Annotated in this window: 19 protein-coding genes; 8 read left to right on the forward strand and 11 right to left on the reverse strand. The window is 73.0% G+C overall.

All coding sequences use genetic code 11. The annotated features are described in order from the left end of the window. The first annotated feature begins 20 nt into the window (after positions 1 to 20). The 3 genes from BM342_RS08295 (at position 21) to BM342_RS08305 (ending at position 2,925) form a co-directional block, all read left to right on the forward strand. Positions 21 to 1,718 (forward strand): ABC-F family ATP-binding cassette domain-containing protein, encoded by a 1,698-nt coding sequence (locus BM342_RS08295; protein WP_092964920.1) that lies wholly within the window; start codon positions 21 to 23, stop codon positions 1,716 to 1,718. A gap of 131 nt (positions 1,719 to 1,849) precedes the next feature. Beyond that, positions 1,850 to 2,392: an RBBP9/YdeN family alpha/beta hydrolase gene (locus BM342_RS08300; protein ID WP_092964921.1), complete on the forward strand. Its 543-nt coding sequence runs from the start codon at positions 1,850 to 1,852 to the stop codon at positions 2,390 to 2,392. Positions 2,393 to 2,508: 116 nt separating this feature from the next. Further along, a complete protein-coding gene (locus tag BM342_RS08305) occupies positions 2,509 to 2,925 on the forward strand; it encodes a PPOX class F420-dependent oxidoreductase (RefSeq protein WP_092964922.1) in 417 nt (138 codons plus the stop codon). Positions 2,926 to 2,958: 33 nt separating this feature from the next. Here the strand turns inward: BM342_RS08305 and BM342_RS08310 are convergent, their stop codons facing one another. Then, positions 2,959 to 3,777: a hypothetical protein gene (locus BM342_RS08310; RefSeq protein WP_092964923.1), complete on the reverse strand. Its 819-nt coding sequence runs from the start codon at positions 3,775 to 3,777 to the stop codon at positions 2,959 to 2,961. Between the two features lie 44 nt (positions 3,778 to 3,821). Here BM342_RS08310 and BM342_RS08315 point away from each other — a divergent pair, with 44 nt between their 5' ends. Beyond that, a complete protein-coding gene (locus tag BM342_RS08315; protein WP_092964924.1) occupies positions 3,822 to 4,703 on the forward strand; it encodes a DNA-formamidopyrimidine glycosylase family protein in 882 nt (293 codons plus the stop codon). Between the two features lie 136 nt (positions 4,704 to 4,839). Here BM342_RS08315 and BM342_RS08320 read toward each other — a convergent pair whose 3' ends face one another. Together BM342_RS08320 and BM342_RS08325 are read right to left on the reverse strand one after the other, a co-directional pair. Beyond that, a complete protein-coding gene (locus tag BM342_RS08320; RefSeq protein ID WP_092964925.1) occupies positions 4,840 to 5,067 on the reverse strand; it encodes a hypothetical protein in 228 nt (75 codons plus the stop codon). Positions 5,068 to 5,155: 88 nt separating this feature from the next. Then, a complete protein-coding gene (locus BM342_RS08325; protein WP_092964926.1) occupies positions 5,156 to 5,521 on the reverse strand; it encodes a DUF4180 domain-containing protein in 366 nt (121 codons plus the stop codon). Between the two features lie 134 nt (positions 5,522 to 5,655). Between BM342_RS08325 and BM342_RS08330 the strand changes: the two genes are divergently transcribed. Continuing rightward, a complete protein-coding gene (locus BM342_RS08330) occupies positions 5,656 to 6,588 on the forward strand; it encodes an Fpg/Nei family DNA glycosylase (protein ID WP_092966701.1) in 933 nt (310 codons plus the stop codon). Between the two features lie 44 nt (positions 6,589 to 6,632). Further along, entirely contained in the window at positions 6,633 to 7,220 is a 588-nt protein-coding gene (locus BM342_RS08335; RefSeq protein ID WP_177232107.1) for a GNAT family N-acetyltransferase, read from the forward strand. Between the two features lie 17 nt (positions 7,221 to 7,237). Here the strand turns inward: BM342_RS08335 and BM342_RS08340 are convergent, their stop codons facing one another. Together BM342_RS08340 and BM342_RS08345 are read right to left on the reverse strand one after the other, a co-directional pair. Continuing rightward, positions 7,238 to 8,533, reverse strand: coding sequence for an aminoglycoside phosphotransferase family protein (locus tag BM342_RS08340; protein WP_092964928.1), 1,296 nt, complete (start codon positions 8,531 to 8,533; stop codon positions 7,238 to 7,240). A 9-nt stretch (positions 8,534 to 8,542) separates the two neighbouring features. Further along, entirely contained in the window at positions 8,543 to 10,525 is a 1,983-nt protein-coding gene (locus tag BM342_RS08345; protein WP_092964929.1) for an anthranilate synthase family protein, read from the reverse strand. Between the two features lie 264 nt (positions 10,526 to 10,789). Here BM342_RS08345 and BM342_RS08350 point away from each other — a divergent pair, with 264 nt between their 5' ends. Continuing rightward, on the forward strand, positions 10,790 to 11,638 hold the full coding sequence (locus BM342_RS08350; RefSeq protein ID WP_092966703.1) for a putative protein N(5)-glutamine methyltransferase: 849 nt from the start codon (positions 10,790 to 10,792) through the stop codon (positions 11,636 to 11,638). Positions 11,639 to 11,723: 85 nt separating this feature from the next. Here the strand turns inward: BM342_RS08350 and BM342_RS08355 are convergent, their stop codons facing one another. Then, a complete protein-coding gene (locus BM342_RS08355; protein ID WP_092964930.1) occupies positions 11,724 to 12,374 on the reverse strand; it encodes a phosphoribosyltransferase in 651 nt (216 codons plus the stop codon). A gap of 220 nt (positions 12,375 to 12,594) precedes the next feature. On the opposite strand from BM342_RS08355, the gene BM342_RS08360 reads away from it, so the two are divergent. Further along, a complete protein-coding gene (locus BM342_RS08360; protein WP_143109793.1) occupies positions 12,595 to 14,430 on the forward strand; it encodes a VWA domain-containing protein in 1,836 nt (611 codons plus the stop codon). A 73-nt stretch (positions 14,431 to 14,503) separates the two neighbouring features. Here BM342_RS08360 and BM342_RS08365 read toward each other — a convergent pair whose 3' ends face one another. From BM342_RS08365 to nadB, 5 genes are all read right to left on the reverse strand, one after another. Further along, entirely contained in the window at positions 14,504 to 16,039 is a 1,536-nt protein-coding gene (locus BM342_RS08365) for an MDR family MFS transporter (RefSeq protein WP_369823117.1), read from the reverse strand. Positions 16,040 to 16,206: 167 nt separating this feature from the next. Further along, on the reverse strand, positions 16,207 to 16,368 hold the full coding sequence (locus tag BM342_RS19860; protein WP_177232108.1) for a hypothetical protein: 162 nt from the start codon (positions 16,366 to 16,368) through the stop codon (positions 16,207 to 16,209). Continuing rightward, entirely contained in the window at positions 16,365 to 17,519 is a 1,155-nt protein-coding gene (locus BM342_RS08370) for a cysteine desulfurase family protein (protein WP_092964932.1), read from the reverse strand. The genes BM342_RS19860 and BM342_RS08370 overlap by 4 nt, the downstream gene beginning before the upstream one ends. Then, complete coding sequence (gene nadC / locus BM342_RS08375; RefSeq protein WP_092964933.1) at positions 17,516 to 18,430, reverse strand: carboxylating nicotinate-nucleotide diphosphorylase; 915 nt, start codon at positions 18,428 to 18,430, stop codon at positions 17,516 to 17,518. Before nadC ends, BM342_RS08370 begins: the two co-directional genes overlap by 4 nt. Next, entirely contained in the window at positions 18,427 to 20,202 is a 1,776-nt protein-coding gene (gene nadB, locus BM342_RS08380) for an L-aspartate oxidase (RefSeq protein WP_092964934.1), read from the reverse strand. Before nadB ends, nadC begins: the two co-directional genes overlap by 4 nt.

Genomic DNA, 20,202 nt, shown 5'->3' on the forward strand with positions numbered 1-20,202 from the left:
GCGCTGGCTAGGGTTGTCCGGTGACTGCAACTCTCGTGGCCCAGGGGCTCGCCGGCGGATACGCCCACCGCACGCTGTTCGACGAACTCGACCTCACGGTCGCGCCGGGCGACGTCGTCGGCGTCGTCGGCGCGAACGGTGCGGGCAAGTCGACCCTGCTCGGCATCCTCGGCGGGGCCGTCGCGCCGCTCGCCGGCACGGTCTCGCTCGCGCCCTCCGACGCGTTCGTCGGCTGGCTGCCCCAGGAGCACGAGCGTGTCGAAGGCGAGACCATCGCGCAGTACGTGGCACGCCGCACGGGCTGCGCCGAGGCATCCGCCCGCATGGACGCCGCGGCCGACCTGCTCGCGCTGCCCGAGCCGCCCGCCGGGGTCGACCCGGGCGAGGAGTACTCGGTCGCCCTCGAGCGCTGGCTGGCCTCGGGCGCCGCCGACCTCGACGAGCGGCTGCCCGCGGTGCTCGCCGAACTCGGCCTCGCCGTGGGAACGGGCGCCGGCGGCGCCACCGGCCCGGGCGACGGACCCGCGATCACGCCCGAGTCGCTCATGACCGGGCTCTCGGGCGGGCAGGCCGCGCGCGTCGGCCTCGCGGCGCTCATCTGCTCGCGCTTCGACCTCGTGCTGCTCGACGAGCCCACGAACGACCTGGACCTCGACGGGCTCGCGAGGCTCGAATCGTTCGTCGCGGGACTCCGCGGCGGGGTCGTGCTCGTGAGCCACGACCGCGAGTTCCTCGCGCGCACGGTCACGAAGGTGCTCGAGCTCGACCTCGCACAGCACTCGAACCGCGTGTACGGCGGCGGCTACGACGCCTACCTCGAGGAGCGCGAGACCGTTCGCCGGCACGCACGCGAGGACTACGACGAGTTCGCCGCGAAGAAGGCCGACCTCGTCTCCCGGGCCCGCGTGCAGCGCGAGTGGTCGAGCCAGGGCGTGCGCAACGCCATGAAGAAGTCGCCCGACAACGACAAGATCCGTCGCAAGGCCGCGAGCGAGTCGAGCGAGAAGCAGGCGCAGAAGGTGCGCCAGATGGAGAGCCGCATCGCCCGCCTCGACGAGGTCGAGGAGCCGCGCAAGGAGTGGAAGCTCGAGTTCACGATCGGCCACGCGCCCAGGTCGTCGTCCGTGGTCGCGACGCTCGCCGCGGCATCCGTCACCCGTGGCGACTTCACCCTGGGTCCCGTCTCGCTGCAGGTGCAGGCCGGTGATCGCATCGGCATCACCGGGCCGAACGGCGCCGGAAAGTCGACCCTGCTCGGGCTGCTCCTCGGTCGCATCGAACCCGATGAGGGTCGTGCGAGCCTCGGTTCGTCGGTCGCGATCGGCGAGATCGACCAGGCCCGCTCGCAACTCGCGGGGCGGATGCCGCTGGCCGACGCCTTCGAGACGCTCGTGCCCGATCTCGCATCGGGCGAGGTGCGCACCCTGCTCGCGAAGTTCGGGCTCAAGGCCGACCACGTGCTGCGACCCGTCGACGACCTCTCGCCCGGGGAGCGCACGCGCGCCGGCATGGCGCTGCTGCAGGCCCGCGGCGTCAACGTGCTCGTGCTCGACGAGCCCACGAACCACCTCGACCTGCCCGCGATCGAGCAGCTCGAGCAGGCCCTCGAGAGCTACGACGGCACGCTGCTGCTCGTGACCCACGACCGCCGCATGCTCGAGCACGTGAACCTCGACCGGCGCTGGCACGTCGAGGGCGGCCTGGTCACCGAAGCCTGACCGCCTCGCGCGGCTCGACCGGGGCCGCCGCGGCTCCCGGGCGCGGCCCGGTCGGCGCAACGGCAGGAAATCTGCGGACACCGGCAGTCATACGACGCACCGCGGCCGGCCCGATTCGGCACCATGGACGCATGACCCACCTCATCGTGCCCGGCATCGGCGGCTCGGGACCGACCCACTGGCAGACGCTCTGGGAGCGAGACCTCGACGAGAGCGTACGCATCGCGCCGTCGTCATGGGACGAGCCGCGCCTCGACGACTGGCTCGCGGCACTCGATCGCGCGAGCGAGTCGGCCGGACCCGATGCGGTGATCGTCGCACACAGCATGGGATGCCTCGCGGTCGCCGAGTGGCTCGCGCGGAACCCCGGGGGAGCGTCGGCCGTGCTGCTCGTCGCGCCACCCGACCCCGAAGGCGAGCAGTACCCCGAGCAGGCGCGGGAGTTCGCGTGCGACGGCGTGCGGCCGCTCGGACTGCCCGCGCTCGTGGTCGCGAGCGACGACGACCCATACGGCAGTCGCGCCTTCGCCGCGGAACTGGCCGAGCGCCTCGGCGCGGGGTTCGTCTCGGTCGGCCCGCTCGGGCACCTGAACGCCGCGAGCGGCATCGGCGAGTGGCCCGAGGGGCGCGAGCTGCTCGACGACCTCGTCGACGTCGCGCGCCGCGCGGCCTGACCGCCGGCCCGGCTCGCCGTATCGCGACCGGTCCGCTCACCCGGGCCTCGGCCCGGCGGTCAGCGGTCATCCGTCCGCGGTCCGTGGTCGACGGTCGCCTGGGGGAGAATCGAGGGATGCCGCATTCCGCAACGCCTGCCGCGCTCGAGGGGTTCCTCGAGCTCGGCGACTCGCCCTACATCCGTCTCACGACCTTCCGCCGGACCGGGGCGGCCGTGCACACGCCCGTCTGGGTCGTGCGCGACGGCGAACGCCTGCTCGTCACGACCGTCGCGGCATCGGGCAAGGTCAAGCGCATCGCGCACACCGGGCGAGTGCAGCTCGTGGCATCCGATGTCCGCGGCGAGCTCGAGGACGATGCGGTCGTCTTCGAGGCCGAGGCGCTGATCGACGACGCCGTCGACGTGCGCACGGTGCTCGACGACGCGCTCACCGCGAAGTACGGCGACCGCTACCGCGAGATCCGCACGGCGCGCGAGGCACGCGACCCCGAGTCGCGCTCGACCGCGCTCGTGCTCTCGTTCGCCGACTGATCCGTCGCGAACGGGCACACCGGTGCCGCTCGGTCAGGTGGTCGGCGCGTCGAGGCAGGTGACCTGCTGCGGCCACCCGTAGGCGTAGGCGTCGTTGCCGTAGACGACCGGGGTCGCCTCGTACGCCACGACGTCGTCGATCTCGATCGTCTCCTCGAGATCGCCCGTCCACGCGTCGGCGTCGTCGGTGTAGGCGATGAGCACCTGAAGGTGTTCGCAGTCGGCCTCGGTGAAGAGCGCCGCCTGCCAGCAGCCGCCGGACAGGCTCGCCTCGCAGAGGTCGGCGTACCGGCCGTCGGAGTAGTACTCGAGCGCTGCGGGGAACGCGTAGCCCGTCTCGCCGGACTGGTAGCGCTCGACCGAGGACTGCTCGAACTCCTGCCGTGCGTCGGTCACCGCGGTCGTCACGAGGCCTGCCGCCCCGATCACCGCGACCACGATGAGCGCGACGAGCACGACGGCGCCCGCGACGATGCCCGTGACGGCCGGCCATCGCAGCCGGGTTCGAGGCCGCGGGGTCGTCGGCCCACTTGGAACGGCAGGGTCGGGAATGCGAGTGTGCGCCGACGGCGGGCCGTACGTGAGCGCGTTCGGCGCGGGGGCGGCCGGGGGAGCGGCGGGCTCGACCGGCGCCCCGAGCCAGACCGGCCGGCCGACCTCGCTCAGGAGGGTCGCGCGTGCCGAGGCGAGCTCGGACGCCCACGCCTCGGCCTGCGCACGCTGTTCGACATCCGGGTACAGCGACGGATGCCGCGCCGCGGATTCCGTCGAATACGCGCGTTCGACGAGGTCGGCGGTGAGCGGGGCGTCGGGGAAGATGCGCAGCACGCGCCGCGCCGTGATCGGGTCCACAGCGAGATCGTAGCGGCGTCGGAGGGGTGTGCAAGGCTGTCGGCATGCCTGAGTCACCGGAGGTGCAGGTCCTCGCCGAAGAACTCGACGCCCGCTTGGCCGGGCGCACCCTCGCCGGGGTCGACGTCATCGAGTTCCGCATCACGAAGACGCGCGGCAGGCCGCCCGAGTCGCTCGTCGGCTCGACGGTGCGGGCCGTCGTGCGCCACGGCAAGCTGCTCGACCTGTCGTTCGGCGAAGCCGGGCACCTCGTCATCTCGCTCGGTCGCCACGGGTGGGCGAGATGGGCGGGTGAGGCGGATGCCGCGGCATCCGTCGTCGACCCGGACTCCGCTGCCTCGACACACGAGTCCGAGCCGCCGCCCCCCACGCTCGCCACGCTCGAGTTCGACGCCGGCGCGGCGCTCGAGCTCACCGACGCCGGAGCCTGGGTCTCGCTCGGATGCTGGGTCGTCGACGATCCGAACGAGGTGCCGGCGATCGCCAAGCTCGGGCCGGATCCGGCCGCGCCGGAGTTCGCACGCGCCGAGTTCGATGCGGCGGTCGTCGGCCGGCGCAAGCAGGTGAAGGCCGTGCTGCAGGAGCAGGAGTCGCTGGCCGGCATCGGCAACGCCTACTCCGACGAGATCCTGCATCGGGCGAAGCTCTCACCCATCGGGCATGCATCGGGGCTCGGCACCGACGACCTCGACCGCCTGTTCGACGCCACGGTCGGGGTGATCGGTGCAGCGATCGCCGAGCGGCGGGGGGTGCCGATCGCCGGACTGAAGGCTGCGAAGGTCGCCGCCATGCGCGCGCACGGCCGCGCAGGCGAGGCGTGTCCGGTGTGCGGCGACACGATCGCCGACTTCTCGTTCGCGAGCACGACCGCGCAGTACTGCCCGACCTGTCAGACGGGCGGCGAGCACCTGCCGCTCAAGCCATGACTTCGCCCGGGCCCGTGCCCGCGCCGGGAGCCGTGACCGCCGGGCCGCGCGTCGTCGTCGACGTGGTGGTGCGCCCGCGTGCCGTGCACGCCTGGCGTGCGCGCGCGTGCCGTATGCGCGCGTGCCGCAGTGCGGCTCACGCTGAGATCGGCGCCTGCCGCGACGTGCCGCTCGCGTAGACCCGGCTGAGCGACTCGGGCGCCGCGGTGAATCGGCCCGGCTGGCCCTCGCTGGTCAGGTACTGCACGCGGATGCCCCGGCCGATACGGGTCACCTTGGTGACCTCGTAGACATGGCCGGCGACGTTCACGAGGGTGTCGCCCACCTCGAGGTGGCGGGCCTGCCGCAGCTCGATCGTCTTCATAGTGAGAGCTTCTCACCAACCACCGACATTCGAACGAGTGTACGGATACCGCGGGCGCCGAGCCGCGGCATCCGTCGCCCTCGTGGGGTCAGCCGAGCGCGGCGAGCCGCTTCGCGAGCTCGGCGTCGTCGCGAACGAACCACACGTGGTCGCCGCGGTTCGACTCCCGCACGTAGTCGCTCAGCGCACGGCTCGCCTCGGTGTGCTCGGCGATGTCGCCGACGATCACGAGCCGCACGCGGTAGTTCACGAGCTTCTGGGTGAACGCGCCGGCGAGACCGGTGCTCAGATCGAAGAACGAGGGGTCGAGGCGTTCGACGGGCACGGCCGCGGTCTTCGCCTCGTGCGACCAGACGCTGCCGATGAGATCGATCGCGTCGTCTTCGGTCGCGATCGGCTCGCCTTCGGCAGGAAGGGCGAAGACGCGGATGTCGTTGCGCTGCTCGTTCGGCATGCCTCGACCCTAACCGCGGTGGGGTCCGAGGGGAACGTCGGTCCGCACGGGCGACGAGCCCGACGGTCGCGTGCGGGGAACGCCATCGGCGGGATCGCTGGCCCGCGTCGGCGGTCGGTGGCAGCATGGGGTGCGTGCCCGAGCTCCCCGAGGTCGATGCGCTCGCCGCGTTCCTCCGCGAGCGAGCGGTCGGGCACGCGGTCACCTCTGCCGTCGTCACGGCGTTCTCGGCGCTGAAGACCTTCGATCCGCCGCTCTCCGCGCTCACGGGCGGCACGATCACGGGGGTCGCACGCCACGGCAAGTTCGTCGACCTGACCGTCGGCCCTGCTTCCGACGCGGCCGGGGCGGCCGGGGCGGCCGGGGCTGCCGGGGCTTCCGGCGGCGATGACGCCGAGCCGGTGCACCTCGTCTTCCATCTCGCCAGGGCAGGCTGGCTCCGCTGGTTCGAAGAGGTGCCGAAGACGATCCTGAAGCCGGGCAAGGGCCCGATCGCACTGCGCGTGAAGCTCGACGACGGCTCGGGCTTCGACCTCACCGAGGCCGGCACCAAGAAGTCGCTCGCCGTCTACGTCGTGCGCGACCCGGCCGACGTGCCGGGCATCGCGAGGCTCGGACCCGACCCGACCGCGCCCGGGTTCACGCTCGACGACTTCCGTGCGGTGCTCGACGGGCGGCGCACCCAGATCAAGGGCGTGCTGCGCGACCAGTCGGTGTTCGCGGGCATCGGAAACGCGTACTCCGACGAGATCCTGCACGCGGCGCGCATGTCGCCGTACGCGCTCGCGGCGAAGCTCTCGCCCGAACAGGTCGAGACGCTCTTCGCGGCGCTGCGCGACACGCTCGCCGAGGCCGTCGCCGTGGCATCCGGTCGACCGCCCGCCGATCTCAAAGACGCGAAGCGCCGGGGCATGCAGGTGCATGGCCGCACCGGTCAGGCCTGCCCGGTGTGCGGCGACACCGTGCGTGAGGTGCGCTTCGCCGACTCGACGTTCCAGTACTGCCCGACCTGCCAGACGGGCGGCAAGCCGCTCGCCGACCGCGTGCTGTCGCGTCTGCTGAAGTAGTCGCCGCGCGGGAGTGTCGGATGCGGCTGCCACACTTGCGGGTGATGACCGACGAACTGCACACCGACCGCCTGCTGCTCACCCCGCTCACCCTCGACCACGTCGACGACTACTTCCGGGTCTACGGAGACCCGCGCACGTGGGAGCACCTGCCGGGCGGCGTGCACACGAGCCGCGGCGATTCGGCCCGCGCGATCGAACGATCCATGGCGAGTCTTCGCGAGTTCGGCTTCGGACACTGCGCCGTGGTGCTGCGCGAACCGGTCGGCGGGCTCGCGCCCGGGTCGTTCATCGGGTCTGCGGGGGCATCGATGCTGCCGTTCGGCGCCTGGAATCTCGGGTACCGGTTCGCGCCAGAAGCCTGGGGTCATGGGCTTGCGGGCGAAGCGGCGCGTGTCTCGCTCGAGGCTGCGCGATCGACGCAGCCCGAGGCGCCCGTCACCGCGCGCGTGCTCGCGAACAACCCCGCCTCGGTCCGCGTGCTCGAGCGTCTCGAGCTCGATCTCGTCTGGAGCGGCACCTCGAGCACCGCGCCCGCCTCCGCCGACGACACGACGCACCTCGAGCGCCTGGTCTTCGCCGACCGCTCGCTCGCCGACGAGACCCTGCAGGCCGTCATCGCACTCGGCTGAGCCGCTGCCGGGCCGATTCAGCCGGCCGCCCGCTCATCGCCCGCGAGCCGGGCCGCCTGCGTGAACCACGGCACGGGGTCGTCGCGATGGTAGACGCGTTCGTCGGCCTCGATCCGCTCGAGGAAGCCCTGGTAGATGATCGCCTGCCGCAACGCGGCGACCGGATCGAGCAGTCTCAGCGCTTCGGCCGCGTCGGCTCCGGTGTCGGCCCAGCGGCGCATCCAGTGCGCACGGGCGAAGGCCGCGTCGGCTGACGGCAGGCGCTGCGTGAAGGCCGCGACGTCGAGCAGCGGGTGCCCCACGCCCGAGTCTCCCCAGTCGAGCACGGTCAGGTCGAGTCCGATGCCCCGGACGTTGCCCGAATGGAAGTCGCCGTGCACGAGGGTGTCGGGCAGGCCGCACGCGTCGAGTCGCCGAGCGCGGTCGTCGAAGCCCGCGATCAGCGACTCCACGGTCGTGCGCAGCTCGTGCGGGAGGCGATCGGCCCAGACTCCGAGGGCGTGCGAACCGAGCTCGGCGAGCGCCGGCAGCCGCCAGTCGGGCAACCCCAGGGCGAGCAGGTCGTCGACGTCGTCGATGCAGTCGCGTTGCATCGCGACGAGCAGGTCGATCATCGTCGCCAGCTGCGCCCGGGACGCCTCGTACAGGTCCTCGCCCGGGATCTCGGCGAGCAGCACCGCGTCGTCGCGCCTGGCGAGCACGCGCGGCACGGCGTGCCGTGACATCCGCTCGATGACGGCGCCCTCGTGCGCGAAGAACGGCGGCACCTGCTTGAGCCAGACCGTGCCCGCATCAGTGGTCAGCAGCCACAGGCTCGAGAGGTTCCACGAGCGCACCTGCACGGCGGGTGCCACGCGGGAGACGCAGAGTTCGGCGAGGCGGGAATCGGCCCAGCTCAGGGTCGTCGCCGGTCCGCCGGGCGTCGCCCACGGCATGCGCAGCGGATCGGGACGGGTCGCCGCAGCCGCCTCGGCGTCGACCGGCAGGAGCGAGAGTGACGGGTCGGGGCGTGCGGCGACCTCCGCGAGGTATCGCACGCGAACGGGCGCCGACGCCGAGGCCGGGGCCGACGTGGAGGTCGAGGCCGGCTCCGACGCCGACGCCGATGCCGACGCCCAGATCGGCAGCGTCTCGACGTCGCGCACGCGCAGCACCGTCACGTCGAGCCCGAGCTGCTCGCGGGCGGCCGCGACGACCGGGTGCACGAACTGCGTCCACGGCTCGGCAGCGGTGAACGACGCGGTCGTGCCCAGCATCTCGCCGGTGGGCAGGCACAGCTCGAGCTCGACCTCGCGCGAGCGCCCATCACCCATGCGAGCAGGCTAGGGCACCAGCGCCGCCCGTGTCAGCACGCCGTCGACGAGCCGCTCGAGCAGCGCGAGCCCGTCGGGCGAGGTCACCGATTCGAGGTGCCCCTGCACGGATGCCACGCCGGGCCCGCGCAGCGCATGCACGACGTTCGTCGCGGCATCCGCGGCCACTTCGAGATCGAGCTCGGGAGTCGTCGAACCGTCGGGAGCGAGTGCCGAGAACGTGTTGTAGAAGCCGATCGCGGCGCGCTCGCCGAAGACGTCGACCGGGATCTGCACGCCTTGGCGCGGGGTCGCGAGCGGGGCCAGCGGCAGCCCGGCCAGGTCGGCGAGCACCTGGTGGCTGAGGCACACCGCGAGCAGCGGCCGGCCCGTCTCGAGGCGGGCGGCGATCAGCTCGCGCATGCGGGCGATGCGCGGGTCGCCCGCGTCGCGCGGGTCGCCCGGGCCTGGACCGAACACCACGAGATCGTCGGATGCCGCATCCGGCGCCTCGTGCCACGGCACGAGCCGCACGTCGAGACCGAGGTGACGCAGCTGGTGGGCGAGCATCGTCGTGAAGTCGTCGTTCGCGTCGATGACGAGCGCCGAGACGCCGCGCGACGCGTGCGCCTGCTGCGGTGCACGCCAGAACGCCGCGAGGTGGTCGTTGCGGGCGGCGAGGAGGTCGGCGTGCGGCTCGGCGTCGCCGGTCACGGCCGGGCCGGCTGAGCTCGCTGGGCCGGACGGGCCCGTCTCCGCCGGGGAGGGCCGGGTCGTGAGCTCCGCCCGCGGGATCGCGCCGAGCGCCGTGAGCATGCCCGCCGCCTTCGCGCGCGTCTCGGCGACCTCGCCGACGGGATCGGAGTGACGCACGAGCGTCGCACCGACCGGCACGCTCACACGTCCGTCGCGCAGGTACGCCGTGCGGATGAGGATCGGCGCGTCGACGTCGTACCCACGGGCCGTCGGCGTGAAGCGCGCGAACACGCCCGCGTAGTAGCCGCGGGCGGTCGGCTCGTGCCGGGCGATGACCGAGCACGCGTTGCCCATGGGCGATCCGGTGACGGTCGGTGCGAACATCGTGCGACGCAGCACCTCGCGGGGGTCGAGGTCGGAGTGCCCCTCGAGCAGGTACTCGGTGTGGGTGAGCCGCGACATCCGCTTCAGGAACGGCCCCCGGATGCGGCCGCCCTCCGGGCACACCGCGCTCATCATCTTGAGCTCCTCGTCGACGACCATGACGAGCTCCTCGCGCTCCTTGACGTCGTGCAGGAACGCGGTCAGACGGTCCTCGAGCGAGACGGCCGCGGCATCCGCCTCGGTCAGCACGTCGTGCCGGAACGTGCCGCTGATCGGGTTCATCGACACGAGCCCGTCGATCGACGAGACGTGCCTCTCGGGCGTCGCGCCGACCGCCGCGAGCCCGGGCGTGTGCACCGCGAAGGTCCAGAACGCACCACGCTCGTGCTCGAGCAGGGCCCGCAGCCAACCCAGCACCGCGATCGCGGGAGCCACGTCGACCCCACCGACGAACTCGCGCCTGATCACGAAGTTCGCTCCCTCACCGCGACCGATCTCCTCGTCGATCACGCGGCGCACGATGTCGGCGTAGGCCTCGTCGCTCACGTCCACGTCGAGGTCGACGGCGATCGGATGCCGCGGCAGCGCATCGATCGCATCGGCCACCGGCAGCTCGACCCGCTCGCGCACCACGAGGCACCGGATCGGCGCGCCGTCGTCGTGCGCCTCGAACCCGCGCTCGCGCACCTGGCGGAACGGCACGAGCGCCAGCACCTCCGCGCCGTCGAGCGGGATGTCGGCGAGCAGGTCGACGTCGATCACCTCGCCCACGAGCACGTCGAGCGTGGGCTCGTGCTCGCGGCGGATCACCGCGAACGGAGGTGCGTCCGCGCCGGCCGCGAGCAGCGAGGCGAGCAGTGCGGTGGGCCGATCGACGGGCCGGTCGGCGGGCTGGTCTGCGGCGTTCGCGCCGACCGTGTGCGGTGCGTTCATGGGGTCTCCGGTGGTCTTCGGGCCCTCGGGCCGGAACCTTCCGCAGAAACGCGAAACGACCGCCCTCGGGCGGTCGTCGTACGTCGAAACGTGGAGTCCGCCTAGGAGGCGGGCCACCAGCTGCAGGTCGACGCGGTCATGCGCTCGATGCTAGGGCATCGGAGCGCGGCGCGCATCCCGAGCCGTCGCGCGAGGTCGTCCGACCGGCGCCGCGGCACCTCGGCGGACTAGCATGCGGGGGTGACGAACCCCGAACCCGATGCCATGCTCGTCGCGCGGCTGCGCGCCGCGGGCTGCGTGTTCGCCGAAGACGAGGCGGCCCTGCTCGAAGCCGCGATCGCAGAGCGGTTCGGCGTCGGAGCTGCGGGAGCGGTCGGAGCCATCGAAGGCGGCTCGGATGCCGCGGTCGAACTCGAACGCCTCGTGGCCCGGCGCGTGGTCGGCGACCCGCTCGAGCAGCTGCTCGGCTGGGCGGAGTTCGGCGGCATCCGCGTGCTCCTCGAACCCGGCGTGTTCGTGCCGCGGCGGCGCACCGAGCTGCTCGCCGAGACGGCCGCGGGGTTCGCTGCGGAGGTCGCGACATCCGATCGGCCGGCCGTCGTCGTCGACCTCTGCTGCGGTGCGGGCGCGATCGGAGCCGTGATCTTGGATGCCGCGGCGCCGCTCGAGCTCGTCGCGGCCGACGTCGACCCGGCGGCCGTGCGCGCCGCCCGGCGCAACCTCGAATCCCGCGGCGCGCGCGTCGTCGAGGGCGACCTCTTCGCGCCGCTCCCGGCCGACCTCCGCGGACGCGTCGACGTGCTCGCCGTGAACGCGCCATACGTGCCGACGGGTGAGATCGCCATGATGCCGCCCGAGGCGCGCGACCACGAGGCGCTCGTCGCGCTCGACGGGGGAGGCGACGGCCTCGACGTGCACCGGCGCGTCGCGGCGTCCGCACGCGACTGGCTCGCGCCCGGCGGCCGGCTGCTCCTCGAGACCAGCCGCGACCAGGCCGCCGCCACCGAGGCGCTCGTCGTGGCGGGCGGCCTCGCGACCGAGGTCCGTCGCGATGACGAGCGCGGCGGCACCGTCGTCGTCGGCACCCGCTCCGCCTCGCCCGACCTCGGCTGACCTGCACGTCGCGTGACAACGGTCGCGTGACGGTGGTCGCCCGCCAGTGGTCGCCCGGCATGGCCGCGGCTGCCCCTGCTCGCCGTCACCGGTGCGCGGCGAGCAGCGCCTGCACCTCGGCATCCGTCGTCTGCGTGAAGTCGAGGTAGGACTGCCCGACGGCCATGAACCCCGCGGGCGTCGCGAGGCACACGAGCTCGTCGACCGCCGGCCACGCGACGAGGTCGATCGCGGCATCCGGCGACGCGACGGGCACGGCGAGCACCACGGATGCCGCGCCGAGCGCTCGCGCCACGAGGCTCGCCGCCTTCGCGGTCGCCCCGGTCGCTACGCCGTCGTCGACGAGCAGCGCCGTGCGGCCGGCGAGGTCGACCGGGGGCGCGTCACCCCTGAACCGCCGGATCCTCGCCTCGAGCTCGGCGCGCTCGCGCCGCTCGACCGCCGCGAGACTGCGGTCGTCGACGAGTTCGAAGCGCAGCACCTGCTCGTTGACCACGCGGACGCCCTGCTCGCCGATCGCACCCATGGCGACCTCCTCGTGATGCGGCAGGCCGAGCTTGCGCACCACGAGCACGTCGAGCGGCGCCTCGAGCGCCTCGGCGATCGGCGCTGCGACCGGAACGCCGCCGCGAGGCAGTCCGAGCACCACGACTCCCGGCCACGGGCCGCGCTCCTCGAGCAGGTGCGCCAGCCGGCGCCCCGCGTCACGTCGATCCTCGAACACCCGTTGCGTCATGACCGTCCCTGCGCCCTGCCTACCGTCGGCGGCTCCAGGCGTCAAGCGTCGCCGGTGCTCACCCGGCGGCGGCGGACCGTCGCCCACCGACGGCGAACACGAGTTTTTTTCGCCTCAGGGCGTGCGTAACCTACACTGAACGAATTCCTTTCCCCTGCCCGGGGGAACCCGAACCGAAGGATGCGACGGTGCCCTTGCTGCCGTCGAGCTTGGAGTGTCCGTGGGGCGTCACAGCGTCACCGCGCCGACGAAGACGTCGAGACGCGGTCTCTACCTGTCCGTGATCGCCGCAGTCGTCGTCGTCGGCGTCGTCGCGTCGGGTGTCTACCTCTGGATCGGCGGGCATTTCGACCCCGATCAGGCTGCTGCGGGCTCCGAGTGCGAGAGCGCCGAGCAGCTGCACATCGTGGCGGACACGACGATCGCGTCGGTGCTCACCGTGATCGCCTCCGACTTCGACGCCGCAAACGAGGGTTGCGTCACGACCGAGATCACCGCGCAGGAGTCCGCAGACACCTCAGCCGTGCTCGCCTCAGGAGGCCTCGACGCCGACGCCTGGGTGCCGCAGTCGGCCGTCTGGGTCGATCGTGCGGCCGCGACGGCGGCCTCCTTGGGCCGCGCGACGCCGAACGCCTACGTGGGCGACACCCTCGCCGCCTCGCCGGTCGTGTTCGCGACGACCGCCTCCGACGCCGCCGAGGTCGCGGCCGAACCCCTCACCTGGACGCGCGTGCTCGACGGCACGCTGCCTGCGATCCTGCCCGACCCCGAGGCATCCGCGGCGAGCCTCTCGAGCCTCGTCGGTCTCGGCGCGCACGCGCCCGCCGAAGACCCTCGGCCCCTCGCGGCGGCGATGATCGCCCTGAGCAAGTCGATCCCGGCCTCGACGAGCGCGGCGTTCGGCGCGCTCTCGTCCGCCGAGACGCCGAGCGTCGTGCTCACGAGCGAGGCCCAGGTCGCCGAGTACAACTCCGACGGCCCCACCGAGACCCTCACCGCCGGGTACCCGACCGACGGCACCCTCATGCTCGACTACCCGCTCGTGCTCGTCGGCGACGCGGCCGACGAAGCGGTCGCCGCCGACGAGGCGCAGCAGGCCACCGAAGCCCCTGCCGACGCCCCCGCGACCGAGACCCCGGCCCCCGAGGCCGCGGGCGACGCGTCCGGTGCGGTCCGCACCGCCTCGTACACGACCGAGGGCACCGACGACCTCCCTGCGACGGCGGAGCCGTCGGCGCGAGCGCGCATGCTCGCCGCATTCGAGCAGGCAGCGGCATCCGCCACCGAGCGGCTGAACGCGGCCGGATTCCGCACGGCCGACGGCGTCGGCGAGATCGACACGCTCGGCATCGCGCCCGAGGGCCCCGCCGCCCAGGTCGTGCCCGTCGACTCGGCCACGGCGCTCACGCTGCTGCGCACGTGGGGCGTGCTCTCGCTCCGCGCACGCTACCTCGCCGTGGTCGACGTCTCCGGATCCATGGAGGAGCCGGCCGCCAACGGCCTGCGCCGCATCGACATCTTCCAGCAGGCAGCGATGAACGCCGTCTCGAAGTTCTCGGGCGAGGTCGACCTCGGCGTCTGGGCGTTCTCGACCATGCGCAACGGCGACCTCGACTACGAGGAACTCGCGCCTATCGCGCCGCTCGGCGATGCCGCGCACACGCAGCAGATCGCGGGGATCATCCAGTCGCTGCCGAGCCGGCTCGGCGGTGCGACCGGACTCTACGACACCGTGCTCGCGTCGGTGAACCGCGTGCGCGAGGGATACGACCCCGAGAAGGTCAACGCGGTGCTGCTCATCACCGACGGCAAGAACGAGGACGAGAACGGCATCGACCTCGACACGCTGCTGGCAGAGCTGCAGAAGGCCGACGACGGCACGAAGCCGGTTCCGGTGATCATGATCGGCTTCGGACCCGACACCGACCTCGCGGCGATGCAGAAGATCGCCGAGGTGACGAAGGGCGGCGCCTATTCGGCGTCGAAGCCCGAAGACCTCGGCATCGTGCTCGTCGACGCCATCTCGCAGCGCAGCTGCCGCCCGAACTGCGGGTGACCTGACGAACGGATCGGGCCCGCCCGGCGCACTGCGCCGGGCGGGCCCGATCCGTCTCTCGTGGGTCGCGCGCTCAGTGCGCGACGAACTCGGCCTCGGAGTCGGCCGGACGACGCACGAACGCGCTGCCCACGATCGCGAAGAGCGACAGGATCGCGCCCACGAGGAACGCCGTGTGGATGCCGGCGGCCTCGGCAGCTTCCGGCGAAGCCGCGGTGGGCGCCGCAGCGGCACTCGCCGCGGCCATGACCGTGATGAAGAGCGCCGTGCCGGCCGCGCCGCCGACCTGCTGCACGGTGCCGACGATGGCCGATCCGTGCGCGTAGAACCGGGGTTCGACCGAGCCGAGTGCGGTCGTGAACAGCGGGGTGAACATGAACGCCAGGCCGGCCGACAGCACGATGTGCGCCGCGAGCAGCCACCACGCGGAGGTCGACTCGTTCACGAGCGTCAACGACCAGAGCACGCCGCTCACGACGATGCTGCCCGGCACGAGCAGCGGCCGGGGGCCGAACCGGTCGTAGAGACGACCGACGGTCGGCCCCAGCAGGCCCATCACGAGCCCGCCGGGCAGCAGCAGCAGGCCGGTCACGATCGGCTCGAGGTGCAGCACGTTCTGGAGGTAGATGGGCAGCAGGATGATCGTGCCGAACAGCGCGGCCATCATGACCGTCATGAGCGCGATCGAGATCGCGAAGTTGGCCGACTTAAAGGTCCGGAGGTCGAGCAGCGCACGGTCGCCGCGCTGCAGCACGAGCTGGCGGACGACGAATCCGAGGATGCCGAGGGCTCCGGCGCCGAGCGAGATCCACATCTGCGCGGGCGTCGCGGTGCCCGCGGCTTCGGCGCCGATCAGGCTGAGTCCGTAGACGAGCCCGCCGAACCCGATCGCCGAGAGCACGACCGAGAAGACGTCGAGCGGCAGGCGCTTCGGCGTGTTGACGTTCTCGACACGGCGGATGCCGATGACGAGCATGGCGAGCGCGATCGGCAGCACGAGCCAGAACATGAAGCGCCACGACAGGAAGCTGAGGATCAGGCCCGAGATCGTGGGGCCGATCGCGGGTGCCACCGAGATCACGGTCGAGACCCGGCCCATGAAACGGCCGCGGTCGGAGGGCGCGACGAGCGTCATGAGCGTGGTCATGAGCAGCGGCATCATGATCGCGGTGCCCGACGCCTGCACGACGCGCGCACCGAGCAGCACCTCGAAGCCGGGCGCGAGGGCGGCGATCAGGGTGCCTGCGGAGAACAGCCCCATGGCCGCGATGAAGACGGCCCTGGTCGAGAAGCGCTGCAGCAGGAAGCCGGTGATCGGGATGACGACCGCCATGGTGAGCATGAAGGCGGTCGTGAGCCACTGCGCCTCGGAGATCGTGATGCCGAGATCGGTGACGAGGTGGGGGATCGCCACGCCCATGATCGTCTCGTTGAGGATCACGACGAAGGCGGCCGCGAGCAGCAGCCAGATCACGCGCGAGTTGCGCGCTCCGTGCAGGGCTTCGGCGTCGGTGTGGTGGTGCTCGCCGGCGACCGCCGACGGTGACGACACGACGTCGTCGGCCGATCGGGTGGTTGGTGAGACGTCTGGAAGGGCGCGTTCGGTCACGGTGCGGATCCAATCGGCAGAAAATGGAGTCGCGCGTCGTTGCGCAAACTGGGCGTCAGCTGTGACGGAAGTCACCGACCACAGAGACAACCGCAGGCGCTCGGCGGACTATTCCCGATCGGGGTGATGCATCGCAATGCATCGAACACCGGTGCCGCAGCGGTGGATCAGGGGGCGGGTGCCGGCCCGTCGATCGGCGACGGGCGGGGCAGCCAATCCTTGAACATCGCCTCTTCGGGGGCGAGTTCGGAACGCAGTCGCTCTTCGAGCTCCGGATCTACCGGAGCAGCCGCGTCGGCGTCTTTCTCTGGAGTGTTCGCGTCGGTCATGACTCCACGATAGACCGCACCGCCGACACGGCAAGGGCGACGGATGCTGCGGCATCCGCGATCTCCTCGTCGGTCGTCGTCGGGCCGAGCGTGAACCGCACGGCGGTCTGCGCGAGATCGCCTGGGATGCCGATGGCAGTGAGCACATGCGACGGGTCGCTGCTGCCGGCTGCGCACGCCGATCCGCTCGAACAGGTCACGCCGAGCCGATCGAGCTCGAGCAGCACCGCCTCGCCGCTCGTGCCGGGGAAGACGAACGAGACGGTCCCGGGCAGGCGCCGGTCGGGGTCGCCCGTGAGCCGGGCGCCGTCGACGCCGGCGAGGATGCGCTCGCGCAACTCGAGTCCCTGCCTGGCCGCCCTCGCCGCGGCATCCGCCCGCTCCTGCTCGGCGAGCCGCAGTGCAGTGGCGAACGCGACCGCGCCGGCGACGTTCTCGGTGCCCGAGCGCCGGCCGCGCTCCTGTCCACCGCCGTGCAGCACGGGCTCGAGCGCTACGCGGCCGCGCGCGACGAGCACGCCGGTGCCCTTCGGCGCGCCGACCTTGTGGCCCGCGAGCGAGAGCGCGTCGACGCCGAGCCCGGACGGCCCGTCGAGTCGCAGGTCGAGGTGCCCGGCCGCCTGCACGGCGTCGGTGTGCATGAGGGCGCCCGCGGCGTGCGCGATCGCGGCGAGCTCGGCGACCGGCTGGATCGTGCCGATCTCGTTGTTCACGAGCTGCACCGACACGAGGGCGGTGTCGGGCCTGATCGCCGCAGCCAGCGCCGAGGGATGCACGAGGCCTGCCGAGTCGACGGCCGCCTCGGTCACCGTGAAACCGTGGTGGCGCACGAGGTGGGCGGCGGATTCGAGCACGGCCTCGTGCTCGATCGGCGAGATCACGAGGTGACGTCCGCGCGGTCGGGCGAGCGAGATGCCCTTGATCGCGAGGTTGTCGGCCTCGGTGCCGCCGCTCGTGAAGACGATCTCGCCGGGCCGGCATCCGATGACCGCCGCGACCTCGGCGCGCGCCCAGGCGAGCGCGCGGGCCGCCTCGTCGCCGAGCTCGTGCCGGCTCGACGGATTGCCGAACGAGCCCGTCAGGTACGGCCACATGGCCTCGATCGCCTCGCGGCGCACCGGGGTCGTTGCGGCGTGGTCGAGGTAGATCACGGTTGCTCCGGGCGCGCCCCGCCGGCCGTGCCGTCCGAGGCCCGGCCGAGCGCGATGTCGATGTCGAGCCCGAGGTCGAGCGCGCGGGCCGAGTGCGTGAGCGCGCCGACCGAGATCACGTCGACGCCGGTCGCCGCGATCGCCGCGATCGTGTCGAGGTTCACGCCGCCCGACGCCTCGACCACCGCGCGGCCGCCGATGCGTCGGACGCCCTCGCGCAGGTCGTCGAGGTCGAAGTTGTCGAGCATGATCGTGTCGGCGCCGCCGTCGAGCACGGCGTCGAGCTGGTCGAGCCGGTCGATCTCGACCTCGAGGTGGGCCGTGTGCGGCATGCGTGCGCGTGCGCCGCGGAGCGCCGTGGCGAGGTCGACGCCGCCGGCCGTGAGCACGGCGAGGTGGTTGTCCTTGGCCATGATCGCGTCGGAGAGCGAGCGGCGGTGGTTGCGCCCGCCCCCGTCGCGCACGGCCTGCCGCTCGAGGCTTCGCAGGCCGGGCGTCGTCTTGCGGGTGTCGACGACGCGCGCCCGCGAACCGGCGACGCCGGTCACGGCGGCGACGTACCGCGCGGTGAGCGTCGCGACGCCCGACATGCGCTGGCTGAGGTTCAGCGCCACGCGCTCGGCGGTGAGGATGCCGCGGGCCGGCCCGTGCACGCGGGCGAGCACGTCGCCGGCCGCGAACCGGTCGCCGTCTGCGGCGAGCCGCTCGACCTCGATCGCCGGGTCGACGATGCGGAACGCCGCGGCGAAGACCTCGACGCCGCTGAGCACGCCGGGCTCGCGTGCGACGAGCGCGGCGGTGGCCGTGGCATCCGCGGGGATCAGGGTCTCGCTCGTGAGGTCGCCCCATGGTGCGTCCTCGTCGAGTGCGGCCGTCACGATGCGATCGATCTCGCGGCGGTCGGTGCTCATGCTGCCTCCTCGGCGTCGGCTTCCAGGGGCACGAGGTCGTGCAGGGGGAGCGGTGCGGAGCCCGAGGGCGCGCCGTGCGCGTCGCCGGCCCCTGGCTCGGCGGGAATGCGCGCGGCGGTCGCCGCGGCATCCGATCGGAAGTGCGCGCCCAGGCTCTCGCTGCGCGCGCTCGCCGCGGCGACGGTCAGCCGTGCGAGGTCGAGGAGGTTGCGGTCCTCGGCGCTGCGGCGGTCGCGCACCTCGGGCGAACGCCAGCCCTCGAGGGCGTCGGATGCCTCGGCCAGGCCCTCGGCCGATCGCTCGAGTCCGACGTGCTCCCACATGAGCGCCTGCAGTGCGGCCCGGTCGACCGGCTCCCCGGTCTCCCGGGCGGCGCGTGCCGAGGCTCGCTCCTGCTCCGCAGCCCCCATCGGCATTCGCCGAATGTCGGATGCCTCCAGCGACGCGCCGCGTGCGTGGGCGCCGTGCCCGGCGAGCCGTTCGATCGATCCGACATTCGGCGAATGCAGGGATGGGAGGGGGGAAGCCGACGAGAGCGCATCGGCGTCGAGCGCGCGCGCGGCCCGGTCGGCGAACACGGCGGCCTCGAGCAGGGAGTTCGACGCGAGCCGGTTGGCGCCGTGCACGCCGGTGCGGGCCGTCTCGCCGACGGCGTAGAGGCCGGGCAGGCTCGTGCGCCCGTCGAGGTCGGTCACCACGCCGCCCATCGCGTAGTGCGCCGCGGGCGTCACGGGCACGGGCTCGACCGCCCAGTCGTGGCCGGCATCGCGGCACGCCGCCCCGAGCCCGGGGAACCTGCGGTCGAGGAACTCGCGGCCGAGCGCGGTCGCGTCGAGGGTCACGGGCTCGCCGCCCTGCTCGAGGCTGCGTCGCCAGACGGCCCTCGCGACGACGTCGCGCGGCGCCAGTTCGGCCTCGGGATGGAGCTCGAGCATGAACCGGTTCCCGTCGCGGTCGCGCAGCACGGCGCCCTCGCCGCGCACCGCCTCGGAGATGAGCGGCGTGCCGGGGGCGGCGAGCGCGGTCGGGTGGAACTGCACGAACTCGAGGTCGGCGATCTCGGCGCCCGCACGCCAGGCCGCCGCGACGCCGTCGCCGGTCGCCACGTCGGGGTTCGTCGTGTGCCGGAACAGCTGCCCGGCGCCGCCCGTCGCGAGCACCACGGCGTCGGCGCGCACCTCGATCAGGTCTCCGGATGCCGCGAGCAGGCGCGCCCCGACGACGCGCACGCCGTCGGGCCGGTCGCTGTCGGCGCCGCTGTCGCCACCGCCGTCGGCGGGAGCGTCGCCACCGGCCGCGCCTTCGGTGAGCAGGTCGACGAGCATCGTCTGCTCGTGGATGCGCACGGCCCGGCGCCGCACGGTCGCCACGAGCGCGCGCTCGATGGCCGCACCCGTGGCGTCGCCGCCGGCGTGCAGGATGCGGGCGCGCGAGTGCGCCGCCTCGAGTCCGCGCGAGAGCCCGGAGTCGCCGTGGTCGAACGCGACGCCGAACCTGATGAGGTCGCGCACGCGCGCCGGCCCCTCGTCGCAGAGCACGCGCACGGCCTCGGGGTCGCAGAGCCCGGCGCCGGCCGCGAGCGTGTCGGCGTAGTGCCGGGCCGCGGAGTCGTCGGGGAAGAGTGCCGCGGCGATGCCGCCCTGCGCGTGGCGCGTGTTGCCGTCGGCGAGCTCGGTCTTCGTGACGAGCTCGACGTCGTGGCCCGCGTCGGCCGCGCGCACCGCGGTCCAGAGCCCCGCGATGCCGCCGCCGACGACGAGCACGTGCACCAT

The sequence above is a fragment of the Agromyces sp. CF514 genome (assembly GCF_900113185.1).
In the GTDB taxonomy this organism is placed as follows: Bacteria; Actinomycetota; Actinomycetes; order Actinomycetales; family Microbacteriaceae; genus Agromyces.